This is a genomic window from Aestuariimicrobium soli (assembly GCF_051192575.1).
In the GTDB taxonomy this organism is placed as follows: domain Bacteria; phylum Actinomycetota; class Actinomycetes; order Propionibacteriales; family Propionibacteriaceae; genus Aestuariimicrobium; species Aestuariimicrobium soli.
On record NZ_JBPJSQ010000003.1, the window covers coordinates 52877 to 71926 of the forward strand.

Annotated in this window: 18 protein-coding genes; 7 read left to right on the forward strand and 11 right to left on the reverse strand. The window is 69.6% G+C overall.

All coding sequences use genetic code 11. The annotated features are described in order from the left end of the window. Nucleotides 1-13: 13 nt before the first annotated feature. The 3 genes from mutA to meaB are packed head-to-tail and all read left to right on the forward strand — an operon-like array spanning nt 14 to nt 5191. Nucleotides 14-1903 carry a methylmalonyl-CoA mutase small subunit gene (gene mutA, locus ACSDQ9_RS03965; protein ID WP_435143909.1) on the forward strand — a complete coding sequence of 630 codons (1890 nt, stop codon included), beginning with the start codon at nt 14-16 and terminating at the stop codon, nt 1901-1903. Next, nucleotides 1900-4101, forward strand: a complete 2202-nt coding sequence (gene scpA, locus ACSDQ9_RS03970) for a methylmalonyl-CoA mutase (protein WP_435143912.1) — start codon at nt 1900-1902, stop codon at nt 4099-4101. The genes mutA and scpA overlap by 4 nt, the downstream gene beginning before the upstream one ends. Nucleotides 4102-4108: 7 nt before the next feature. Beyond that, entirely contained in the window at nt 4109-5191 is a 1083-nt protein-coding gene (meaB, locus tag ACSDQ9_RS03975) for a methylmalonyl Co-A mutase-associated GTPase MeaB (RefSeq protein WP_435143915.1), read from the forward strand. A 1-nt stretch (nt 5192) separates the two neighbouring features. On the opposite strand, the gene mnhG is transcribed toward meaB, so the two are convergent. The 8 genes from mnhG to ACSDQ9_RS04015 form a co-directional block, all read right to left on the reverse strand. Next, the gene (gene mnhG / locus ACSDQ9_RS03980) at nt 5193-5531 is read right to left on the reverse strand and encodes a monovalent cation/H(+) antiporter subunit G (protein ID WP_435143917.1); all 339 of its coding nucleotides are present in this window, start codon (nt 5529-5531) and stop codon (nt 5193-5195) included. Then, entirely contained in the window at nt 5528-5839 is a 312-nt protein-coding gene (locus ACSDQ9_RS03985) for a monovalent cation/H+ antiporter complex subunit F (RefSeq protein ID WP_435143920.1), read from the reverse strand. Before ACSDQ9_RS03985 ends, mnhG begins: the two co-directional genes overlap by 4 nt. After that, nucleotides 5836-6381 carry a Na+/H+ antiporter subunit E gene (locus tag ACSDQ9_RS03990; protein WP_435143922.1) on the reverse strand — a complete coding sequence of 182 codons (546 nt, stop codon included), beginning with the start codon at nt 6379-6381 and terminating at the stop codon, nt 5836-5838. Before ACSDQ9_RS03990 ends, ACSDQ9_RS03985 begins: the two co-directional genes overlap by 4 nt. 13 nt (nt 6382-6394) lie before the next feature. Further along, nucleotides 6395-7921 carry a Na+/H+ antiporter subunit D gene (locus ACSDQ9_RS03995; RefSeq protein ID WP_435143925.1) on the reverse strand — a complete coding sequence of 509 codons (1527 nt, stop codon included), beginning with the start codon at nt 7919-7921 and terminating at the stop codon, nt 6395-6397. Next, entirely contained in the window at nt 7921-8427 is a 507-nt protein-coding gene (locus ACSDQ9_RS04000) for a Na(+)/H(+) antiporter subunit C (RefSeq protein WP_435143928.1), read from the reverse strand. The genes ACSDQ9_RS03995 and ACSDQ9_RS04000 overlap by 1 nt, the downstream gene beginning before the upstream one ends. Further along, nucleotides 8424-11279 carry a Na+/H+ antiporter subunit A gene (locus ACSDQ9_RS04005; RefSeq protein WP_435143930.1) on the reverse strand — a complete coding sequence of 952 codons (2856 nt, stop codon included), beginning with the start codon at nt 11277-11279 and terminating at the stop codon, nt 8424-8426. The genes ACSDQ9_RS04000 and ACSDQ9_RS04005 overlap by 4 nt, the downstream gene beginning before the upstream one ends. Nucleotides 11280-11369: 90 nt before the next feature. Next, nucleotides 11370-11765 (reverse strand): VanZ family protein, encoded by a 396-nt coding sequence (locus ACSDQ9_RS04010; protein WP_435143933.1) that lies wholly within the window; start codon nt 11763-11765, stop codon nt 11370-11372. Next, nucleotides 11762-12328 (reverse strand): hypothetical protein, encoded by a 567-nt coding sequence (locus ACSDQ9_RS04015; protein ID WP_435143936.1) that lies wholly within the window; start codon nt 12326-12328, stop codon nt 11762-11764. The genes ACSDQ9_RS04010 and ACSDQ9_RS04015 overlap by 4 nt, the downstream gene beginning before the upstream one ends. Nucleotides 12329-12422: 94 nt before the next feature. Here ACSDQ9_RS04015 and ACSDQ9_RS04020 point away from each other — a divergent pair, with 94 nt between their 5' ends. Next, nucleotides 12423-13448 (forward strand): zinc-binding dehydrogenase, encoded by a 1026-nt coding sequence (locus tag ACSDQ9_RS04020; protein WP_435143939.1) that lies wholly within the window; start codon nt 12423-12425, stop codon nt 13446-13448. 53 nt (nt 13449-13501) lie between these two features. Next, complete coding sequence (locus ACSDQ9_RS04025) at nt 13502-14356, forward strand: helix-turn-helix transcriptional regulator (RefSeq protein WP_435143942.1); 855 nt, start codon at nt 13502-13504, stop codon at nt 14354-14356. A gap of 148 nt (nt 14357-14504) precedes the next feature. Here the strand turns inward: ACSDQ9_RS04025 and ACSDQ9_RS04030 are convergent, their stop codons facing one another. Further along, nucleotides 14505-15422, reverse strand: a complete 918-nt coding sequence (locus ACSDQ9_RS04030) for a restriction endonuclease (RefSeq protein WP_435143944.1) — start codon at nt 15420-15422, stop codon at nt 14505-14507. A gap of 16 nt (nt 15423-15438) precedes the next feature. Then, nucleotides 15439-16242 carry a phosphotransferase gene (locus tag ACSDQ9_RS04035; RefSeq protein WP_435143947.1) on the reverse strand — a complete coding sequence of 268 codons (804 nt, stop codon included), beginning with the start codon at nt 16240-16242 and terminating at the stop codon, nt 15439-15441. Nucleotides 16243-16473: 231 nt separating this feature from the next. On the opposite strand from ACSDQ9_RS04035, the gene ACSDQ9_RS04040 reads away from it, so the two are divergent. Both ACSDQ9_RS04040 and ACSDQ9_RS04045 read left to right on the forward strand, forming a co-directional pair. Continuing rightward, nucleotides 16474-17304: a hypothetical protein gene (locus tag ACSDQ9_RS04040; protein ID WP_435143950.1), complete on the forward strand. Its 831-nt coding sequence runs from the start codon at nt 16474-16476 to the stop codon at nt 17302-17304. A 138-nt stretch (nt 17305-17442) separates the two neighbouring features. Next, nucleotides 17443-18357, forward strand: a complete 915-nt coding sequence (locus ACSDQ9_RS04045) for an EamA family transporter (RefSeq protein WP_435143953.1) — start codon at nt 17443-17445, stop codon at nt 18355-18357. Here the strand turns inward: ACSDQ9_RS04045 and ACSDQ9_RS04050 are convergent. Next, entirely contained in the window at nt 18346-18951 is a 606-nt protein-coding gene (locus ACSDQ9_RS04050; protein WP_435143956.1) for a vitamin K epoxide reductase family protein, read from the reverse strand. The two genes, ACSDQ9_RS04045 and ACSDQ9_RS04050, sit on opposite strands and share 12 nt — an antisense overlap. Nucleotides 18952-19050 lie beyond the last annotated feature (99 nt).

Sequence of the window (19050 nt, forward strand, 5' to 3'; positions counted from 1 at the left end):
ACTGGAGTGAGGGATGACCACGATCGAGGGTGCAACCGGCTTCGCAGGCGCGTTCGAGACGCCGACCGCCGACCAGTGGCACGACGCGGTGCTGAAGGTGCTCAACCGCGGTCGCCCCGAGGGCAAACAGCTCGACTGGGAGGCCGGCCATGGCCGCCTCGTCACCCACACCATCGACGGTCTGCGCATCGAGCCGCTGTTCACCCGCGGTGATCACGATCCCGACCTGGGCTTCCCCGGTGCCGCGCCTTTCACCCGCGGCACCACCGTGCGGTCCGGTGCCATGGACGCCTGGGACATCCGGGCCCTGCACGACGACCCCGACCCCGTCGTCACCCGTCGGGCCATCGTGGACGACCTCGAGCACGGCGTCACCTCGATCTGGCTGCGCGTCGACCCCGACGCCGTCGCCGCCGACGACGTGAAGTCGGTGCTGGCCGACGTGCTGCTCGACCTGGCCAAGCTCGACGTCTCGTCGACCACCGACCAGTACGCGGCCGCCGACGCGCTGCTGGCCGTCTTCGAGGGCTCCGACCACGACCACTCCGAGCTGTCGCTCAACCTGGGCCTCGACCCGTTGGGCCACACCGCCCTCACCGGCGAGCCCGCCGACCTGTCCCGGCTCGCCGACTACGTGCGCCGCCTCGACGGCTACGCCAAGAGCCGCGCCATCATCGTCGACGCCAACCTGTTCTCGAACCTCGGTGCCGGCGACGTGCACGAGGTGGCGTGGGCGGTCGCCAGCGCCGTCGAGTACGTGCGGGCGCTGCTGGCCGCGGGGTTGACCGCCGACCAGGCCTTCGACGCCATCACCTTCCGCGTGACCGCCGGCACCGACCAGTTCGCCACCATCGCCCGGCTGCGCGCCCTGCGCACCGTGTGGAACCGGGTCGGCGAGGTCTTCGGGGTCTCCGAGGAACACCGCGGGGCCCGCCAGCACGCCGTCACCTCCCGCCGGCAGTTGACCCGCGACGACCCCTACGTGAACATGCTCCGCGGCACCATCCAGTGCTTCGGGGCGGCCGTCGGCGGCGCCGAGGCCATCACCGTGCTGCCCTTCGACAGCGTGCTGGGGCTGCCCACCGCGTTCTCGCGGCGCGTGGCCCGCAACACCCAGGTGGTGCTCGCCGAGGAGTCGAACATCGGCCGGGTCAACGACCCCGCCGGCGGGTCCTGGTACGTCGAGAGCCTCACCGCGCAGCTGGCCGAGGCCGCCTGGGCCGAGTTCCAGCGGGTCGAGGCCGCCGGTGGCATGGCCGCCGCGCTCGGCGACGACGTGCACACCGGGCTGGTGGCCACCACGCTGGCCGAGCTCAACGAGAAGCGCGCGAAGGCCCTGGCCACCCGCGCCCAGCCGATCACCGGCGTCTCGATGTTCCCCCAGGCCGTCGAGCCGGTCGTCGAGCGCCAGCCCCGACCCGACGCCCCGCCTTCCGGCGGGCTCGGGCTCGTCCGCGACTCGGAGGTCTTCGAGCAGCTGCGCGACCGCGCGGCAGTCTCGAAGCCCACGGTCTTCCTGGCCTGCCTGGGCAGCCGCCGCGACTTCGGCGCCCGCGAGGGCTTCACCCAGCCACTGCTGCACGTCGCCGGCATCGCCACCCCGACAGGCGAGGGCACCACGGACGACGTGGTCGCCGCCTTCAGCGACTCCGGTGCGACGACGGCGGTGGTCTGCTCCAGCGCGAAGGTCTACGCCGAGCACGCCGTCGAGGCCGCCACCAAGCTCAAGCAGGCCGGCGCCCAGCGGGTCTTCCTGGCGGGCAACCTCAAGGAGATCGGCGACGGCGACGCCAGCGTCTTCGACGGCACGGTGGCCATGGGCATGGACGTCGTCGCCTTCCTCACCTCAGTGCTGGATCCCACCGATCCGGCCACGCCCGACCAGACGGGAGCAGAGCAGTGACCACCTCCGACCAGATTCGGTTCGACCAGGTGCCCTTCGCGGGCGGGGGACAGCCCTCGTCCGACGCCGCGAAGCGGTTCGAGGAGCTCCTGGCCGCCACCGGCAGCCACGACGCGTGGCTGACCCCCGAGCAGATCGAGGTCGCGACCCTCTACGGGCGCGAGGTGTACGCCGACATGGACCACCTCAACACCTACCCGGGGCTGCCGCCGTTCTTGCGCGGCCCCTACGCCACCATGTACACCTCGCAGCCCTGGACGATCCGGCAGTACGCCGGGTTCTCGACCGCCGAGGAGTCCAACGCCTTCTACCGCCGCAACCTGGCGGCCGGCCAGAAGGGCCTGTCGGTGGCGTTCGACCTGGCCACCCACCGCGGCTACGACTCCGACCACCCGCGCGTGGCCGGTGACGTCGGCATGGCGGGCGTGGCGATCGACTCGATCCTCGACATGCGCCAGCTGTTCGACGGCATCCCGCTCGACCAGATGTCGGTGTCGATGACCATGAACGGCGCGGTGCTGCCGGTGCTGGCCCTCTACGTGGTGGCCGCCGAGGAGCAGGGCGTGGGCCCCGACCAGTTGGCCGGAACGATTCAGAACGACATTCTGAAGGAGTTCATGGTCCGCAACACCTACATCTACCCGCCAGCCCCGTCGATGCGGATCATCTCGGACATCTTCGCGTTCACCAGCGCGAACATGCCCAAGTGGAACTCGATCTCGATCTCCGGCTACCACATGCAGGAGGCCGGGGCGACGGCCGACATCGAGATGGCCTACACGCTGGCCGACGGCGTCGACTACATCCGCGCCGGCGAGTCGGTGGGGCTGGGCGTCGACCAGTTCGCCCCCCGGTTGAGCTTCTTCTGGGCCATCGGCATGAACTTCTTCATGGAGGTCGCCAAGCTGCGCGCCGCGCGCATGCTCTGGGCACGCCTGGTGAAGCAGTTCGGGCCGTCCAACCCCAAGTCGATGAGCCTGCGCACCCACTCCCAGACCTCGGGCTGGTCGTTGACCGCCCAGGACGTCTACAACAACGTGGTGCGCACCTGCGTCGAGGCGATGGCCGCGACCCAGGGCCACACCCAGTCGCTGCACACCAACGCGTTGGACGAGGCCATCGCCCTGCCGACCGACTTCTCGGCGCGCATCGCCCGCAACACCCAGCTGTTCCTGCAGCAGGAGTCGAACACCACCAAGGTGATCGACCCGTGGGCCGGGTCGGCGTACGTCGAGAAGCTCACCCTCGAGCTGGCCCGCAAGGCGTGGGCGCACATCGAGGAGGTCGAGGCCGCCGGTGGCATGGCCAAGGCGATCGAGGCGGGCATCCCCAAGATGCGCATCGAGGAGGCGGCAGCCCGCACCCAGGCCCGCATCGACTCCGGGCGCCAGCCCGTGATCGGGGTCAACAAGTACCGCCTCGACTCCGAGGATCCGCTGGAGGTGCTGAAGGTCGACAACGCGTCGGTGCGGGCCGCCCAGATCGCCAAGCTGGAGCGCCTGCGGGCGAACCGGGACGAGGCCGCCACCCAGGCCGCGCTGGAGCGCATCACCTGGGCCGCCGCGAACCCCGACCCCAGCGACCCCGACAGGAACCTGTTGAAGCTGTCGATCGACGCCGCCCGGGCCCAGGCCTCGGTGGGCGAGATCTCGTCGGCCATGGAGAAGGTCTTCGACCGCTACACCGCGCAGATCCGTACGATCAGTGGCGTGTACTCCAAGGAATCCTCCGACACCCCGGCGGTGCAGCGCACCCGCGAGCTGGTCGAGGAGTTCGAGGCCGAGGAGGGCCGTCGTCCGCGCATCCTGGTGGCCAAGATGGGCCAGGACGGGCACGACCGTGGCCAGAAGGTGATCGCCACGGCCTTCGCCGACCTCGGCTTCGACGTCGACGTGGGCCCGCTGTTCCAGACCCCCGAGGAGGTCGCCCGGCAGGCCGTCGAGAGTGACGTGCACGTCGTGGGTGTCTCCTCGCTGGCGGCCGGACACCTGACCCTGGTGCCGGCGCTGCGGTCGGAGCTCGACAAGCTGGGTCGCGAGGACATGATGATCGTGGTCGGTGGGGTGATTCCCGAGCAGGACTTCGCCGAACTGCGTGCCCACGGGGCCGACGACATCTTCCCGCCCGGCACGGTGATCCCCGAGTCGGCGGAGCGACTGTTGACCGAGTTGCGGGAGCGGCTCGGCAGGCTGGGCTGAGCCGGCGATGGCGCGCAGGATCGACGTCGACGGCCTCACCGCGGGGGTGATCGCGGGGTCGCGGGCGCACCTGGCGAGGGCCATCACCCTGGTGGAGTCGACGCTGCCGGCGCACCGGGAGGCCGCCCGCGACCTGCTGGCGCGGGTGGCCGACAGCCCCCACACACGTGTCGGAGCCGCTCCCGCGGACGAGAGCGGCTCCGACACCCTTCAGTCGATCAGGGCCCAGTCGATCAGGGTCGGTGTCTCGGGGGTGCCCGGGGCAGGCAAGTCGACCTTCATCAACGCCCTGGGCCTGCGGCTGATCGACCGCGGGCACCGGGTGGCCGTGCTGGCCGTCGACCCGTCGTCGCCGACCACCGGCGGATCGGTGTTGGGCGACCGCACGCGCATGGGCGCACTGACGATGCACGAGGCGGCGTTCGTCCGCCCTTCGCCCACGGCCAACCATCTCGGCGGTGTGGCGAGGGCGACGCGCGAGGCGATGTTGCTGGTCGAGGCGGCCGGGTACGACGTGGTGATCGTCGAGACCGTCGGGGTGGGGCAGTCGGAGGTTGCGGTCGCCGACATGGTCGACACATTCCTGATGCTGGCTTTGGCCCGGTCGGGCGACCAGCTGCAGGGCATCAAGCGAGGCATCCTCGAGTTGGCCGACGTGATCGCGGTCAACAAGGCCGATGGTGACAACGCGGGCGAGGCGCGGGTGACGGCCCGCGAGCTCGCCATCGCGATGAAGCTCATCTCGGGCGACTCGCTCAAGCGGAGGGTGCCGGTGCTGACCTGTTCGGCTGTCGAGCGCGTGGGCCTTGATGAGGTGTGGGACGAGGTGCTCGCCCATCGGGAGTGGCGGGGGGAGCAGCCGGGTGGTCTGGTGGGGTTCCGCGCCGGTCAGCAGGAGCGGTGGATGTGGTCGATGGTGGAGGCGACGTTGCTGGACTCGTTGAAGGGTGACCCGGAGGTCAGGCGGTTGGCGTCGTCGTTGAGGTCGGGGTTGGCGTCGCACCGGGTGTCGGCGTTGGAGGGGGCCGCGCAGGTGCTGGAGGCATTTGCGAGGGCCGTTCCCGAGCAGTCGTGGGCCCCCCGCGACTGACTCAGGTCTCGTCGGTGATGATCAGCGATTGCTCGTGTTGTTTGGTGCGGTAGGCACTTCGTCCCATCACCTGGGTGGCGACGGGTGCGGTCACCAGCTGCAGCATTGCGGTGAGGGCGAGCATGAGGGTGGCCGAGGTGGTGCGCAGAATCAGGGCCAGTCCGATGCACAGCAGCACCAATCCCAGCGTCTGCGGTTTCGACGCGGCGTGCATGCGGTTGAGCACGTCGGGCAGGCGCACCAGCCCGATGGCGGCCACCAGGCACAGCAGGGCGCCAAGCACGATCAGCACGGCCCCGCCGATGTCGGCGGCACCCGACCAAGCGTTCAGTGTGATCATCGGATGCCCCGTTCCCGGCTGATCTCGGCGTCGGGTGAGGAGTCGAAGACCTCTTGCCGACCGGCGACGAACCGGGCCATCGAGACGGTGCCCGAGAAGGCCACGAGGGCCAGCACCAGAATGACCGGGATCGTGTAGGGGTGGCGGTTCACGGCGGCCTCGATGACCAGGCCGCCGACCACCGTGGCGATCAGCACGTCGGTCGCCACCACCCGGTTCGCGGCCCCGGGGCCACGGACGATCCTGACCACGGTCAGCACCGCGGCCACGGTGAACATCACCCCGGCGATCCACAACAGCACGGTCATGGGGCCCGCCCTTCCTCGGCCAACGCCCGTCGTTCCTCGTTCGACCCGAAAGCCCGGATCACCCGCGCCTCAGTCAGCTGCACGCCCAGTCTGGCCTTCTCGATGGCCGCCGGTGAGGAGGCATCGAAGACGTGCACCAGCAGGCCGTGGTCGTCGGAGTCGATCACGATCGAGCCGGGCACCAGCGTGGTCAACTCCGCGGTGATCGAACTGACGAACTGGCTCGAGGTGCGCAGGGGCACCCGGATCATGGCGTTGCGGGTGGGCCGCCGGAACGCCAGCACCTTCACCGCCACCGACACCGAGGCGGTCAGCAATCCCTGCACCGTGTGGGCCGCCAGGATCAGGAATGAGATCGGCCGGAAGTGCTCCAGCTCCTCCACCTCGGGCAGGGGAAAGGTGAGCTGCACGACCAACGCGGCCAGCAACCCGAACACCGCGGTGCCGAGGTTGATGCTGCCCCACAGCATGATCCAGACGGCCGTGAGGCCCAGCGTGGTCGACACATTCACTCGCCGCCGCAGCGGCATGCGTTCCATCATCGTGCGCCCCCGGTCACTTCAGGCCCTCCTTGACCGCGGTCACGTAGCGACCGTCGACCATGTCGCGGGCCGCCCGCTGGGCGTAGGCCGTCAGCGGTCCGGCGAGGAAGGTGAGCGCCACCGTGATGGCCACGATCAGCGAGGCGCCGGCGATCCAGATGCGCGGAATGGTGCGCAGGCTCGGGCGCAGCGCCACCCGACGCCCGGACTCCTCGTCATCGGGCAGGGGTCGCCAGAACACCCGGTTCCACACCCTGGTGACCGCCATCAGGGTGAGCAGGCTGGTCACCACCGAGGCGACCACCGCCAGAATCGCCAGCGGGCTCCCCTGCGCGAAGGCGGCCTGGATCAACGAGACCTTGCCCAGGAACCCCGAGAAGGGCGGGATGCCCCCCAGGTTCAGCGCTGGCACCAGGTACAGCACTGCCAGCACGGGCACGGCGGACAGCCCGCCGAGCGTGCGCATCGAGGTCGATCCGCCGACGCGCTCGATCAGCCCGACGACGATGAACAGTGCCGTCTGGATGAGAATGTGGTGGGCCACGTAGAAGATGGCCCCGGCCAGGCCCGCCTCGGTACCCAGCGCGATGCCGATCAGCATGTAACCGATGTGGCTGACCAGGGTGAACGACAGCAACCGCTTGATCTCCCCCTGGGCCAACGCGCCGAGGATGCCGATCACCAGCGACAGGATCGCCGCGATCAGCAGCAGCTCGGTGAGATGGCTGTCGGGGAACAACAGGAACTGCAGCCGGATGATGGCGTACACGCCCACTTTCGTCAGCAGGCCAGCGAAAACGGCCGTGACGCTGGCGGGGGCGATCGGGTACGAGTCCGGCAGCCAGGTCGACAGCGGGAAGACGGCTGCTTTGATCGAGAACACCACCAGCAGCAACAGTTGGATGGTCAGCTGCAGGCTCGCGGGCAGCGCGCCCAGCCGTTCCGACAGCTGCGCCAGGTTCACGGTGCCGGTCGCGCCGTAGACCACGGCGATGGCGATCAGGAACAGCGTGGACGACAGGATGCCGATCACCATGTAGGTCGCGCCGGCGTGCACCCGCTCGCGGGTGGCCCCTAGCATCAGCAGCACGTAGCTGGCGAACAGCAACATCTCGAATCCGACGAACAGGTTGAACAGGTCGCCGGCGAGGAAGGCGTTCGACACGCCCGCCGTGAGCACCAGATAGGTGGGGTGGAAGATCGAGACCGGCACCCCGTCGGGTGAGTCGGTGACGTCGCGCCGCGACGGGAAGATGACCACGATCGAGGTGACGATGCTCGACACCAGCACCATCAGGGCCGACAACCGGTCGGCCACCAGGGCGATGCCCAGGAAGCTGTCCCAGGCCCCCACCCACAGCACGATCGGTCCGTTGCGGTCGGCCGCGAACACCAGGGTCAGCGCGACCGCGACCACCAAGGTGAGGGCGACACCCGAGACGATGCGTTGCAGGTTCGGACGACGGGCCGCCGCCAAGGTGATGCCGGCCGCCACCAGGGGCAGGATCACCGGCACCGGCACGAGGTTGGTCAGGTCCATCAGGGTGCCTCCCCGGAGGTTGCATCGGACTCACGGGGATTCTCGGTGGCGTGAGCGGGCTCGTCCTCGGCGGCTTCGAGGCCACCGGTTTCGGTGTCGAGCGGCAGCTCGTCCGTCTCGTGCTGCGTGTACGACTCGCTGGTGAGGTCGCGGTCGGCCCGCCGGCGGACGATGCGGTCCTCGACGTCGTCGGCCACCTCGTCGTGCCCCTCCAACTGGAACGAGCGGTACGACATCGCCAACAGGAAGGCCGACGTGGCCAGCGTGATCACGATCGCGGTCAGCACCATCGCCTGCGGCAGCGGGTCGCTGATGCGGTACTTGGGCTCGCCGACGATCGGGGCCAGCCCGGCGGGCCCGGAGACCACCAGGTAGAGCAGGCTGACGCCGTTGGAGGCGAGCATGATGCCGGCCAGGATGCGCATCAGCGAGCGCTCGAGCATGAGGTAGAAGCCGCAGGCGAGCAGGGCGCCACCGGCGACGGCGAGCACGAGGCTGGGGGTCATCGGCTCTGCTCCCTCGTGAGCCCGGGGGTGCCCCGGTCGGAGGCGTACTGAGGCACCGGGGCCACGTTCTTCTCCGAGTGCAGGTCGATGCCGCTGCCCAACGAGCGGACGAAGTCGAGCATGGCGCCGATCACCAACAACCACACACCGATGTCGAAGATCAGCGTGGTCACCAGCTTCACCGTGCCCAGCGGACCGAGGGCCACCTCGATGGCGTACGACTCGCCGATGCGTCCCCCGATCAGTACCGGCCAGACGACACCGATGACCGCGGTCACCATGCCGCCACCGAGCAGCTTGCCGGGGTCGAGCGGCACCGCCTCCTCGAGCTCGGCGCGGCCGCCGGCGAGGTAGCGGATGGCCAGCGCGATGCCGGCGACCAGGGCACCGGCGAAGCCGCCGCCGGGCAGGTTGTGGCCGACCATCAGCAGGTACACCGAGACCAGCATCATCACGGGGAAGAGCAGCCGCGTCATCATCTCGAGCAGGGGGCTGGCGCGGTGCTCGTCCAACAACTGCGCGCCACGCAACCAGGTGCGTCGTTGGCTGGCGGGTGTCTGCGGGAGCATCGAGGCGGACGAGACCCGGCGGCGGACGAAGATCAGGCTGGTGACGCCGGTGGCGGCCGCGAGCAGCACCGAGATCTCGCCCAGGGTGTCCCAGGCACGGATGTCGACCAGGGTGACGTTGACGATGTTGTGGCCGTAGCCGAAGTCGTAGGCGCTCTCGTAGAAGCTCTCCGAGACCGGCGGGGCCGTGCGGGACTGCAGGGCGACCATCGCCGCAACCGCGGCGAGCGTGCCGACGGCGATCGCGATCAGCGCGCGCACGTAGCGGGTGGCCTTGAGCGGACGATCGGTGAAGTACTTGGGCAGCCGCCGCAGCACCAGCACCAGCAGCACCAGGAAGACGGTCTCGGTGAGCGCCTGGGTGAGGGCGAGGTCGGGGGCGCCGTGCAGCAGGAACAACAGGGCCGTGCCGTAGCCGGTGATCGACAGCAGCATGAACGTCTTCAGGCGACCGCGGGCGGCGGTGGCCAGCAGGGCCGCGACCATCATCAGGGCAGCCACGGCTGCCTGGGCGATCGAGTCGAACCAGCGCACTTGCCCCAGGGTCAGTCCGCCGGCCAGCAGGGCGACGCCGGGCAGGGCCACGAAGACCACCAGGATCGCCCCGATGTGCAGGGGCAGGGAGCCGGTTTGGACTCGTCCGGTCACCTCGACGGCCAGCCGGTCGATGCCCAGCATGGTGGCCGTGTAGCCCAACTCGCAGACGTCGTCGGGGTTGGGCTCCTTGCGGGACGATCGCTGGGTCAGGTGCAGCCCGATACCGGCGGCGATGGCGACCAGCGAGATCACCAGCGGCGCCGAGAAGCCGTGCCACAGCGCCAGGTGGGGGGCCTCGTGGCCGGGTGCGAGGGCGACATGGGCGTGCAGCAGTTCGCTGACCTGGTGGCCGGCGAAGGCCAGACCGAGGGTGGCCGCGGTGAGCACCAGCCCGGGAACGGTGAGGGGTCCGCGACGGCCGTCGACCGTGGCCTCGCCGGGGCGGCCGAAGAAGACGCCGATCACGAAGCGCAGCGCGTAGGCCACGGTCAGGGCGGCGCCGACCCCGATGCCCGCGAGGGCGATCCACCCGACCACCGTGATGCCCGGCTCGCGGGTGGCGTCGAGTGCGGCGCCGAGGGCCGCCTCCTTGGCGAGGAAGCCCAGGGTGATCGGCAGCCCCGACATCGACGCCGCCGCGATGATCGCGACGACTCCGGTGAGCGGAAGGGAGCGGAACAGGCCCCCGAGTGCGCGCAGGTCGCGGGTGTGCGTCAGCCGATCGACGATGCCGACCACCATGAAGAGGGTCGCCTTGAAGATGGCGTGGCCGGCGAGCAGGGCCAGCCCCGCCTGCAGCCCGGCCTGGGTGCCGAGCCCGATGGTGGTGACCAACAGCCCCAGTTGGCTGACGGTGCCGTGGGCGAGCAGCACCTTGATGTCGAGCTGGCGCAGCGCCCGCCACGCGCCGAGCAGCATGGTGACCACGCCGAGCACGACGAGCACCGGCCGCCACCAACTGAGGTCGGCGAACGCCGGGGTGAACACGGCGATCAGGAAGATGCCGGCCTTCACCATGGCGGCGGCGTGCAGGAAGGCCGACACGGGGGTGGGTGCCGCCATCGCTCCCGGCAACCAGAACTGGAACGGCACGATCGCCGATTTGGTGACCGCGCCGACCACGATCAGGGCGGCGGCCCAACCGGCCGCGACGCTCGTGGGGGCATCCGCCAAGGTGGCCGACAGCGAGAACGTGCCGGTGACCGAGCGCAGCAGCAGCACCCCGGTCATCATCGCCAGCCCTCCGAAGGTGGTGACGATGAGCGCCGTCATGGCGGCGCGTCGTGAGGTGGACGAGTGGTGGTTCAGGCCGACCAGCAGGTAGGAGAAGATGGTCGTCAACTCCCAGCCGACGGTCATCACGATCAGATCGTCCGCCAGTACCAACAGCAGCATGCTGGCGGCGAAACCGGTGAGCAGACCGACGGTGCGCGAGGCGAGGGTCTCGGAGTCGAAGTACCAGGCGGCGTAGGCGAAGATCAGGCCGCCGACACCGGTGACCACCATCGCCAACAGCCAACTGACCGAGGTCAGACGCAGGTCGATGGCGATGCCCAGGGTGGGGATCCATTCGAGGCGCTCGGTGCGCACGTGGCCGTGGGCGACGTCGGAGTACTGCAGGCCGAACCACACCGCCGAGGCCAGGCTGACGGCTGCGGGCAGCAGGAAGACGAGTCGTCCGATGCGCTGGCTCACCAAGGTCGCGACGACAGCCACGAGGGCGAAAACCGTCACGACGAGCAGCACGGGCGGGTCCTCTCAAGGTCGGGCAACCGGGAAACCGGCCTGAGGAGGTGCCAGTCTATCGGGTGGTGCCCGGGAACGGCAGGGCTTATCTCAGATGTGAGCTTTTTCGCGGGTTAGCTTGCCGCTGGTGAGTGTGTCTCGGGTGAGTGTGTCTCCCGCGAGGCCCACCAGCACACCCACCGCGACCCCGACCAGGTCGGCGACGGCGTCGAGGGGATCGCCGCTGCGGTGGGGAAGAACCGTGCCCTGCAGCAGCTCCGAGAGGGGACCGTGGGCGGCGAAGGCGGCGACCAGCCACCACCGGTGACGCCGGAAGCGCAGCCAGCCCAGGGCGACAGGCACACCGAACGCCACCAGATGCACCCACTTGTCGGTGTTCGGGGCGTCGCCGGGCAACTCGACGCGCGGCCAGTAGAGGCCCGCCAGGTGCACGGCGGTGACCCCGACGAACGCGAGGGTGAGCAGGTGCCTGAGGAGGCGGTTCACGGGTGTGCGGGCTCGCGCACCCGGGTGGCCAGCGCCCACGAGGTCTGCATCACCAGGATGGTGAGTCCGGTGAACACGGCGAGGGCGGCGGGCCCGTCGTGCCAGAAGAATCCGAGCACGAACCCGACGGCCCCTTGCACGAGCATGGTCGCCCCCAGGCGGGTGAAGAAGGGTTGGGCGAACGCCTTCGCGAAGGGCAGGAAGTGTGCGCCGACGGCCATCGTCACGATGGAGACCTGGAGGTGGGCGAGGCGGTCGGGGAGCAGGAGTCGTCCGATCACGAAGACGGCGACCATGGCGACGACCGAGGCCAGGTAGACGAGGCCGGCGCGCGGGGTCGGGGGAGTCAGCGGCAGCCAGTAGCGGCGCACCAGCAGGTTGCTGGCGAGGTAGCCGAGGATGGCGACCAGCCAGACCAGCAGGCAGATCAGCGGCCACGGCGCGGGCAGGGTGCCGCGATTGGCGAACACGAAGGCGCTGGCGGCAATCGCGCCGATCAGGGTGCCGAAGACGCGTGGGTCACCGAGGCGCTGCAGGCCGGGTTGCTGGCTGGGGGTCGTCATGGGGTCAGCATGCCAGTGGACGGTGCCGGGAAGAGTGGTTGGGGGGTAGCGGTGGTGCCTGTCTGGGTGGGGGTGAGCGTGGTGTGCTGGAGCCATGTACGGAGCAGTGATTCACGCACCCGGCGACGTCCGCTACGAGGAGCGTCCCGATCCCACCATCACCGAGCCCACCGACGCCCTCATTCTGGTGACCGCGGCCTGCGTCTGCGGGTCTGATCTGTGGCGCTACCGCGGCATCTCGCCCGTGCCCGAGCCCACCCCGATCGGCCACGAATGGTGTGGCGTGGTCGAGGCGCTGGGGTCGTCCGTGACCACCGTGAAGGTGGGCGACTTCGTGGTGGGCGGCTTCAATCCCAGCGACAACACGTGCCCGGTGTGTCTCAAGGGGGCCACCGCCAACTGCCAGCACAAGCAGGGCTACGGCGGCTGCCAGGCCGAGCTGGTGCGGGCTCCGCATGCCGACGGCACGCTCGTGGTCGTGCCCGCGGGCGAGGGCGGTCGGGTCGACGAGGCGCTCGTGCCGAGCATTCTCGCCCTCTCCGACGTGATGTGCACCGGCTGGCACGCGGCCGTCTCGGCGGGAGTGGCGGTCGGGTCGTCCGTGGTGGTGGTGGGCGACGGCGCCGTCGGACTGTGCGGGGTGCTGGCCGCCCGCGAGCTCGGCGCCACCACGATCATCGCGATGAGCCGGCACGCCGATCGGCAGGCGCTGGCGCGCGAGTTCGGCGCCACCCACGTCGTGGCCGAGCGTGACGAGGCGGGCATCGCCGCGGTGCGCGAGCTCACCGACGGCATCGGTGCCGACTGCGTGCTGGAGTGCGTCGGCACCGAGTCGGCCAGACTGCAGGCGGTGGGGGCGGTGCGCGACGGCGGCAACATCGGGTTGGTCGGCGTTCCCCACGGCGACCTGCCCGTGAACGAGTTGTTCTGGCGCAATGTCGGCATCAAGGGCGGGCCGGCGCACTGTCGTGCCTACCTCGACGAACTGCTCGCCAAGGTGATGTCGCGACAGATCGAGCCGGGCAAGGTCTTCGATCTCGACCTGCCGCTCAGCGAGATCGGTGAGGCCTACGCTGCGATGGACGAGCGCCGGGCCATCAAGTCACTGGTGCGTCCCTGAGGGGGTGCCCGGGGCGGGGTCAAGGGCCCGATCGAGGGCAGGAGGAGGAACCGATGGATGCCAAGGCCGAGGCGCGTGACTTCCTGATCACGCGACGCAACCGGCTCACCCCGGAGCGGGCCGGGCTGCCGTTCGTGGGCGGCAACCGGCGCGTGCCGGGGCTGCGCCGCGAAGAGGTGGCGATGCTCGCCGGGGTCAGCGTCGAGTACTACGTGCGGCTCGAGCGCGGCAACCTGGCCGGCGTCTCGGAGCAGGTGCTCGACGCGGTGTCGTCCGCTCTGCAACTGGACGAAGCTGAGCGCGCCCACCTGTATGACCTGGCCCGCAACGCGTCGACGCGGTCGCGCACCTCGGCTCCGCGGCGGGTGTTGCGTCCGCAGGTGCAGTGGCTGCTCGACCAGATGACTGGGTCGGCGGCCTACGTGCGCAACGGGCGGCTCGACATCATCGGCACCAACCCCCTCGGACGAGCGCTGTACGCCCCCGTGTTCGAGGCCGCCGGCGGCAACACGTCGCGCTTCATCTTCCTGTGTGAGGAACAGGCGCGGGAGTTCTTCATCGACTACGACCAGATCTCGGTGAACTCGGCGGCGATCCTGCGGTCGCTGGCCGGGGAGAACCCGCACGACCCGGCGCTGACCAGGCTGGTTGGTGAGCTGTCCACGAGGTCGGAGCGATTCCGGCAGCTCTGGGCCCGGCACGACGTCAGGCTGCATCGCTCGGGGGTGAAGCGGTTCCGACACCCCTTGGTGGGCGAGCTCGAGGTGAGCTACGAGTCGATGGACCTGGCGGCCGATCCCGGGTTGCGCCTGAACGCCTACGCCGCCGAACCGGGGACGGAGTCGGCGGAGCGGTTGGCGCTGTTGGCGAGTTGGGCGGCGTCGCCTCCGGTGGACGTGGAGGCCTGAGCTTCTTTCTGCGCCGGCCCGGGCCGCTCCCGCCCCCGCCGCACCCCCTCATGGCCCATCTGCCCACGTTGCTCGCATCTGCCGCCGTTGCAACATGCGACAGATGCGACCAACGTGGGCAGATGCGATGGGTGGGGGCGGGGGCCCGTCAGTCACGCATGTCGGGCGGCAGGCACTCGCGCAGCTCGGTCACCGTCAGCTCGTAGTTGCCTGGGACAAACGGCAACTCTGAGGTCAGACCGCTCCAGGTCTCTTGCGACAACAGTGCGAGTCCATTGCCATCGATCAACTCCATTCCGGTCTGCCGGGCGTACTCCTTGGCATCTGGTGAGTATCCGGCGGTCGTGATGAAGACCGTGCCATCTGCCTCGAGGAGGACGTTTGCACCTGCCAGCTTTTGCAGCAATGGCCGCCCGACAGACGTCCCCGGGCGGAAGTTCTTGCACTCTCCGACCAATCGTCGATTGCCCTTGGTCATCACCAGGTCGTATCCACCGTCCCGCGAGGCTGGTGACACCACCACCGACCAGCCTCGCGCCCGGAAGAGATCCGCGCAGAAGCCTTCGAAGTCCGTGGGCCGATCGCGAAACCGGGTGTAGATCTCTGATGCGGTGTCTGCACTCAGTTGCGCGCCGTGACGTCGGGAGGCCCACTCCCACTTGCCCTGCTCGAGGTGGTCCAGGACCACAGGATTGCCAGCTGCTCTGGCCTCGTGGACCAACCGGTAGATCCGCGTCGGGTTGTGCGAGACGAAGGTGAAGTGCCCGATGTTGAGGACGGATAGGCCCATGACAACCGGGTTGTAGCGTCTGCGGAGGTTCCGCGTGCCGTCCCTGTTGGCGAACTGCCAACGCGCGAATCGCAGAACGAAGTTTCCTGGCACCTCTGTCCGCCGCTTGTAGATGACCCTGACGCGGTCCAGGGACGCGATCCCCAGCTGGGAGACCGCCATGCGGCGAACGGCCGCGTTCCAGATCCGCTGAGCCACCCAACGGGCGAGCACAAGGGCAGCGATGAGAACAGCGATGGCCAGCACGGTGCCGCCATACCGGTCCCACAGCGACATGATCTTGGGAAGTAGATCAAACACCTGTGGTCTCCACCGTTGGCTCGCCGGCCAGGGCACGACGCCAGACCTGCTCGTGGCGGGAGCAGTGGTCGGCGACTCCGCCCCAATGGTCCCCGTGCCCTTCGGTGAACATCGTCCCCCAGGGTTCGCTGCCGGCGGCGTGGGATCGCTCCAGCAGCTCGAACATCGCCAGCGCCCGCACTCCCAAGAGCGCCGGCAACTCGGCCGCGAGCGCCTCGTCCGCCCCGTACCCCTCGAGGACGAGCGCGCGCAGACGGGTGGCGCCCTCGTCCGGTGATTGCTCCGGTCCGAGCCCGGCAAAGGCCTGGGCGGAGTAGGCGAGATCCCAGGCGCGGGTGCTGGGGCCGGCGCCGTCCCAGTCGATGAAGACCCAGCGGTCGCCGATCAGCAGGTTCCACGGGGTGGCGTCGTTGTGGCAGATCAGGTCGGCGGCGCCCGGCGGCGGGATCAGCCCGACGGGCCAGTCCGCGATCTCGGACGACGGCACCGTCGCCGCGCTCGCGTCATGGATCGCCCGCAGCATGCGGCCGACGCGCACCAGTTCGTCCGGCCGCAGCGGGGGAAGGTCGAGGGCGATCCTCCCCGGAACGAACTCGGTGACGGCGCGCCCCTGGTCGTCGCGTCCAAAACTGGACGGGAGGTCGATGCCCGCCGCCTGCAGGCGTGAGCAGAAGCGCTCGATCAGTGCCGAGTGGGACAGCCACGGCTTGCGAACAGTCGGGCCCCACGTGGGATCGTCGACCCTGACGACGCGCCCCGAGGCGTTCCCGCCGGTCAGCTGCTGCTCGTTCCCCACCCCATGAGCCTAGGCCGCTCGCTGGGCTGACATGTCCAGAAATGGACGCGCGACGGCGCCAGGCGCCAGTTCGTGGTCGCCGGCGCGATCCAGCGACCACTTTTGGACATGTCGGAATCGGCTCGACCCGGCGAGCCGCAACGCAGCAGGATGGCAGCCATGGCTCGCACGGCTCCCCCAACGCGAACGACTCCCTCAACGCGAACGACTCCCTCGACGCGCACGACTCCCATGGGCGCGTCAGAGCCGGTTGCCGCCCTGCACGTGCTCGGCATTCCCGTCGAACCCACCCTGCTGGAGCGCTGGCGCGGCTGGTACTGCCACCCCCAACAGCCCTTCCGCGTCGACACCCTCCCCGCTCGCTGGCGGCCAAGCCTGCCCGAGCCCACTCCGGGCGGCGTGCCGGCCGACCTCGAGGCCGTCGCTGAGACGCGGGACACCTTCTTCATGTACGGCGGGGGCGAGTGGGTCTGGCTGGGGGAGCGGGACCTCGCGGACGCCGACCCCGAGCTGCGTCGGTGGTTGGTCGCCGAGCGCCGCCGCCGCATCGTGCCGAAGCCGGCCCCGGTCTGGCCGTCGCATCCCGCCGTCACCGCCGCCCTGGTGCGCTGGATCGAACAGGGCTGTCGGACGAGCCTGCACTCCCTCGCCGCGGGCTCCCTCGCGGCGGCGGCAAAGGTGCTGCCCGGGGCGGCAGACCTGGCGGGGACGTTTCCGGACGGTTCGGGAGCCAATTGTTTCGGCACCGTGATGGCCGCGAGCGGGCAGTCGACCGCAGAATCATGGGTGGGCCCCGACGCCTTCACCGCGTGGCTCGATGACCACACCTCACCCGTGACGGCGGCCGCGCATGACGACGCCAACTCCCGCCCCGGCACGGTGCTGGTCTGGCATGAGCGCGGAGCCCTCGCCCATGCCGCGATCACGCTCGGTGAGGGCTGGGCGCTGCACAAGCCCTCGCAGGCCTGGTGCAGCCCGCGCATCGTCGTGCGCGTGGAGGAGTTGATTCACTCGTGGGTCTACCCGGGCGCGCGGCTCTCGCGCCACCGCCTGAGCACCTGACCGCCCGCGCGTGTCCAGAAATGGCCGCTCAACGGCTGTCGATGCCAGATCGTGGCCCCTGCCGCGATCCAGTGGCCACTTTTGGACATCCCGGAACCAGGTCGACCCGGCGTCACCCGACCCAGCAGGATGGCACCCATGTCACCGAAGGAGAAGCTCGCCGCCCTGCTGGTGGCCGTGCTGTGGGGGCTGAACTTCCCAGCCACCGCCTACGCCCTGCAGCACTACCCGCCGATCTTCGCCGTGGCACTGCGGTTCACGCTGCTGCTGATCCCGACGCTGCTGTTCATTCCCCGCCCCCAGATCAAGTGGCGCTGGCTGATCGGCACCGGGCTCGGCCTGGGCGTGCTGCAGTTCGGGTTCCTCTATGTCGGCATGGTCGCGGGCATGCCCGCCGGGTTGGCCTCGGTGGTGCTGCAGTCCTCCGCACCGTTCACCGTGATGATCGCGGCGGTGTTCCTCGGTGAACGGCTGCGCCGCCAGCACCTCATCGGGGTGCTGGTCGCCGTCGCCGGGCTCGGTGTCATCGCGTGGTACCGGGCCCACGCCGCCGCCCTGCTGCCGGTGGTGCTCACCCTGTGTGCCGGGCTCGGGTGGGCCATCGGCAACATCTGTTCACGTCAGGCACGCGCCCCCAAGCCGTTGCAGCTGACGTTCTGGCTCGCCATCGTGCCGCCGATCCCGATGCTCGCGCTGTCCCTGCTCGTCGAGGGCCCTCACCGCATCACCCGTTCACTCGCGACCGCCCTCACCCCGGAGGCACTCCCGGCGAACCTCGGCATGCTCTACATCGTGGTGTGCGCCTCGATCCTCGGATACGGCATCTGGAACTCGCTGCTGTCGCGCCACCCCTCGAGCCAGGTCGCCCCCTGGTCGATGCTGGTTCCCGTCATCGGTGTCTTCTCGAGCTGGCTGGCGTTCGGCGAGGCCCCGGCGGCAGTCGAGCTGATCGGCGGAGCGCTGGTGGTCGGGGGCGTGTTGTTCGCATCCCTTCGCCTCGGACGACCCGTACCCCGCGCCACCTCACAGCACCTCACCCCGTCACAGGAATGAGGGCAACCACCGGACGATCTCGACGATCACGACCACCCCGAACCACACCACCAAGGCGGCCGTGAACAGCCCCGAGTCGAGCCACCCGAGCACCCGCCGCTGCACCCCGGCCGGCAGATACAGGTTGCCCGCGCGCACATTCCACACCGTCATCGAGAAGAAGACGAACGTGGTCGACACGGTCACCAGCAGACACCACGGGCACAGGGCGCCGATCACGAAGGTCGACTGGAACAGCAACCAGTACGCGAAGACCACACCCAGCAGGTAGACCGCATTGGCGGTGAACATGAACCAGCGGGGGAACTTCGTCCCCGCCAACGACGCCACCGCGATGGTCATCACCACCGGCTCCGAGATCAACCCCAGGAAGGCATTGGGGAAGCCGAAGACATTGGCCTGCCAGGTCGAGCCCACCTTCACGCAGCTGAGAATCGGGTTGATGTCGCAGGCCAGCGTGATGGTCGGGTCGCGCGCGATCAGGATCGCGTCGTACGACAGCACGAACGAGGCGATCAGACTGAGCACCGCGAACACCAGCATCTCGGTGAACAGCACATACCTGATGCGGGGGCGCACGTCGGGTGAGGTCACAAGCCCCGACACTAGAACACGCCGGTCGGGCCGCCCGGGCCCGGGGTGGGTGATGCGCCAACCCGCGTGCGTGTCAGAGAGGTTGACTAGGCTCGCGAC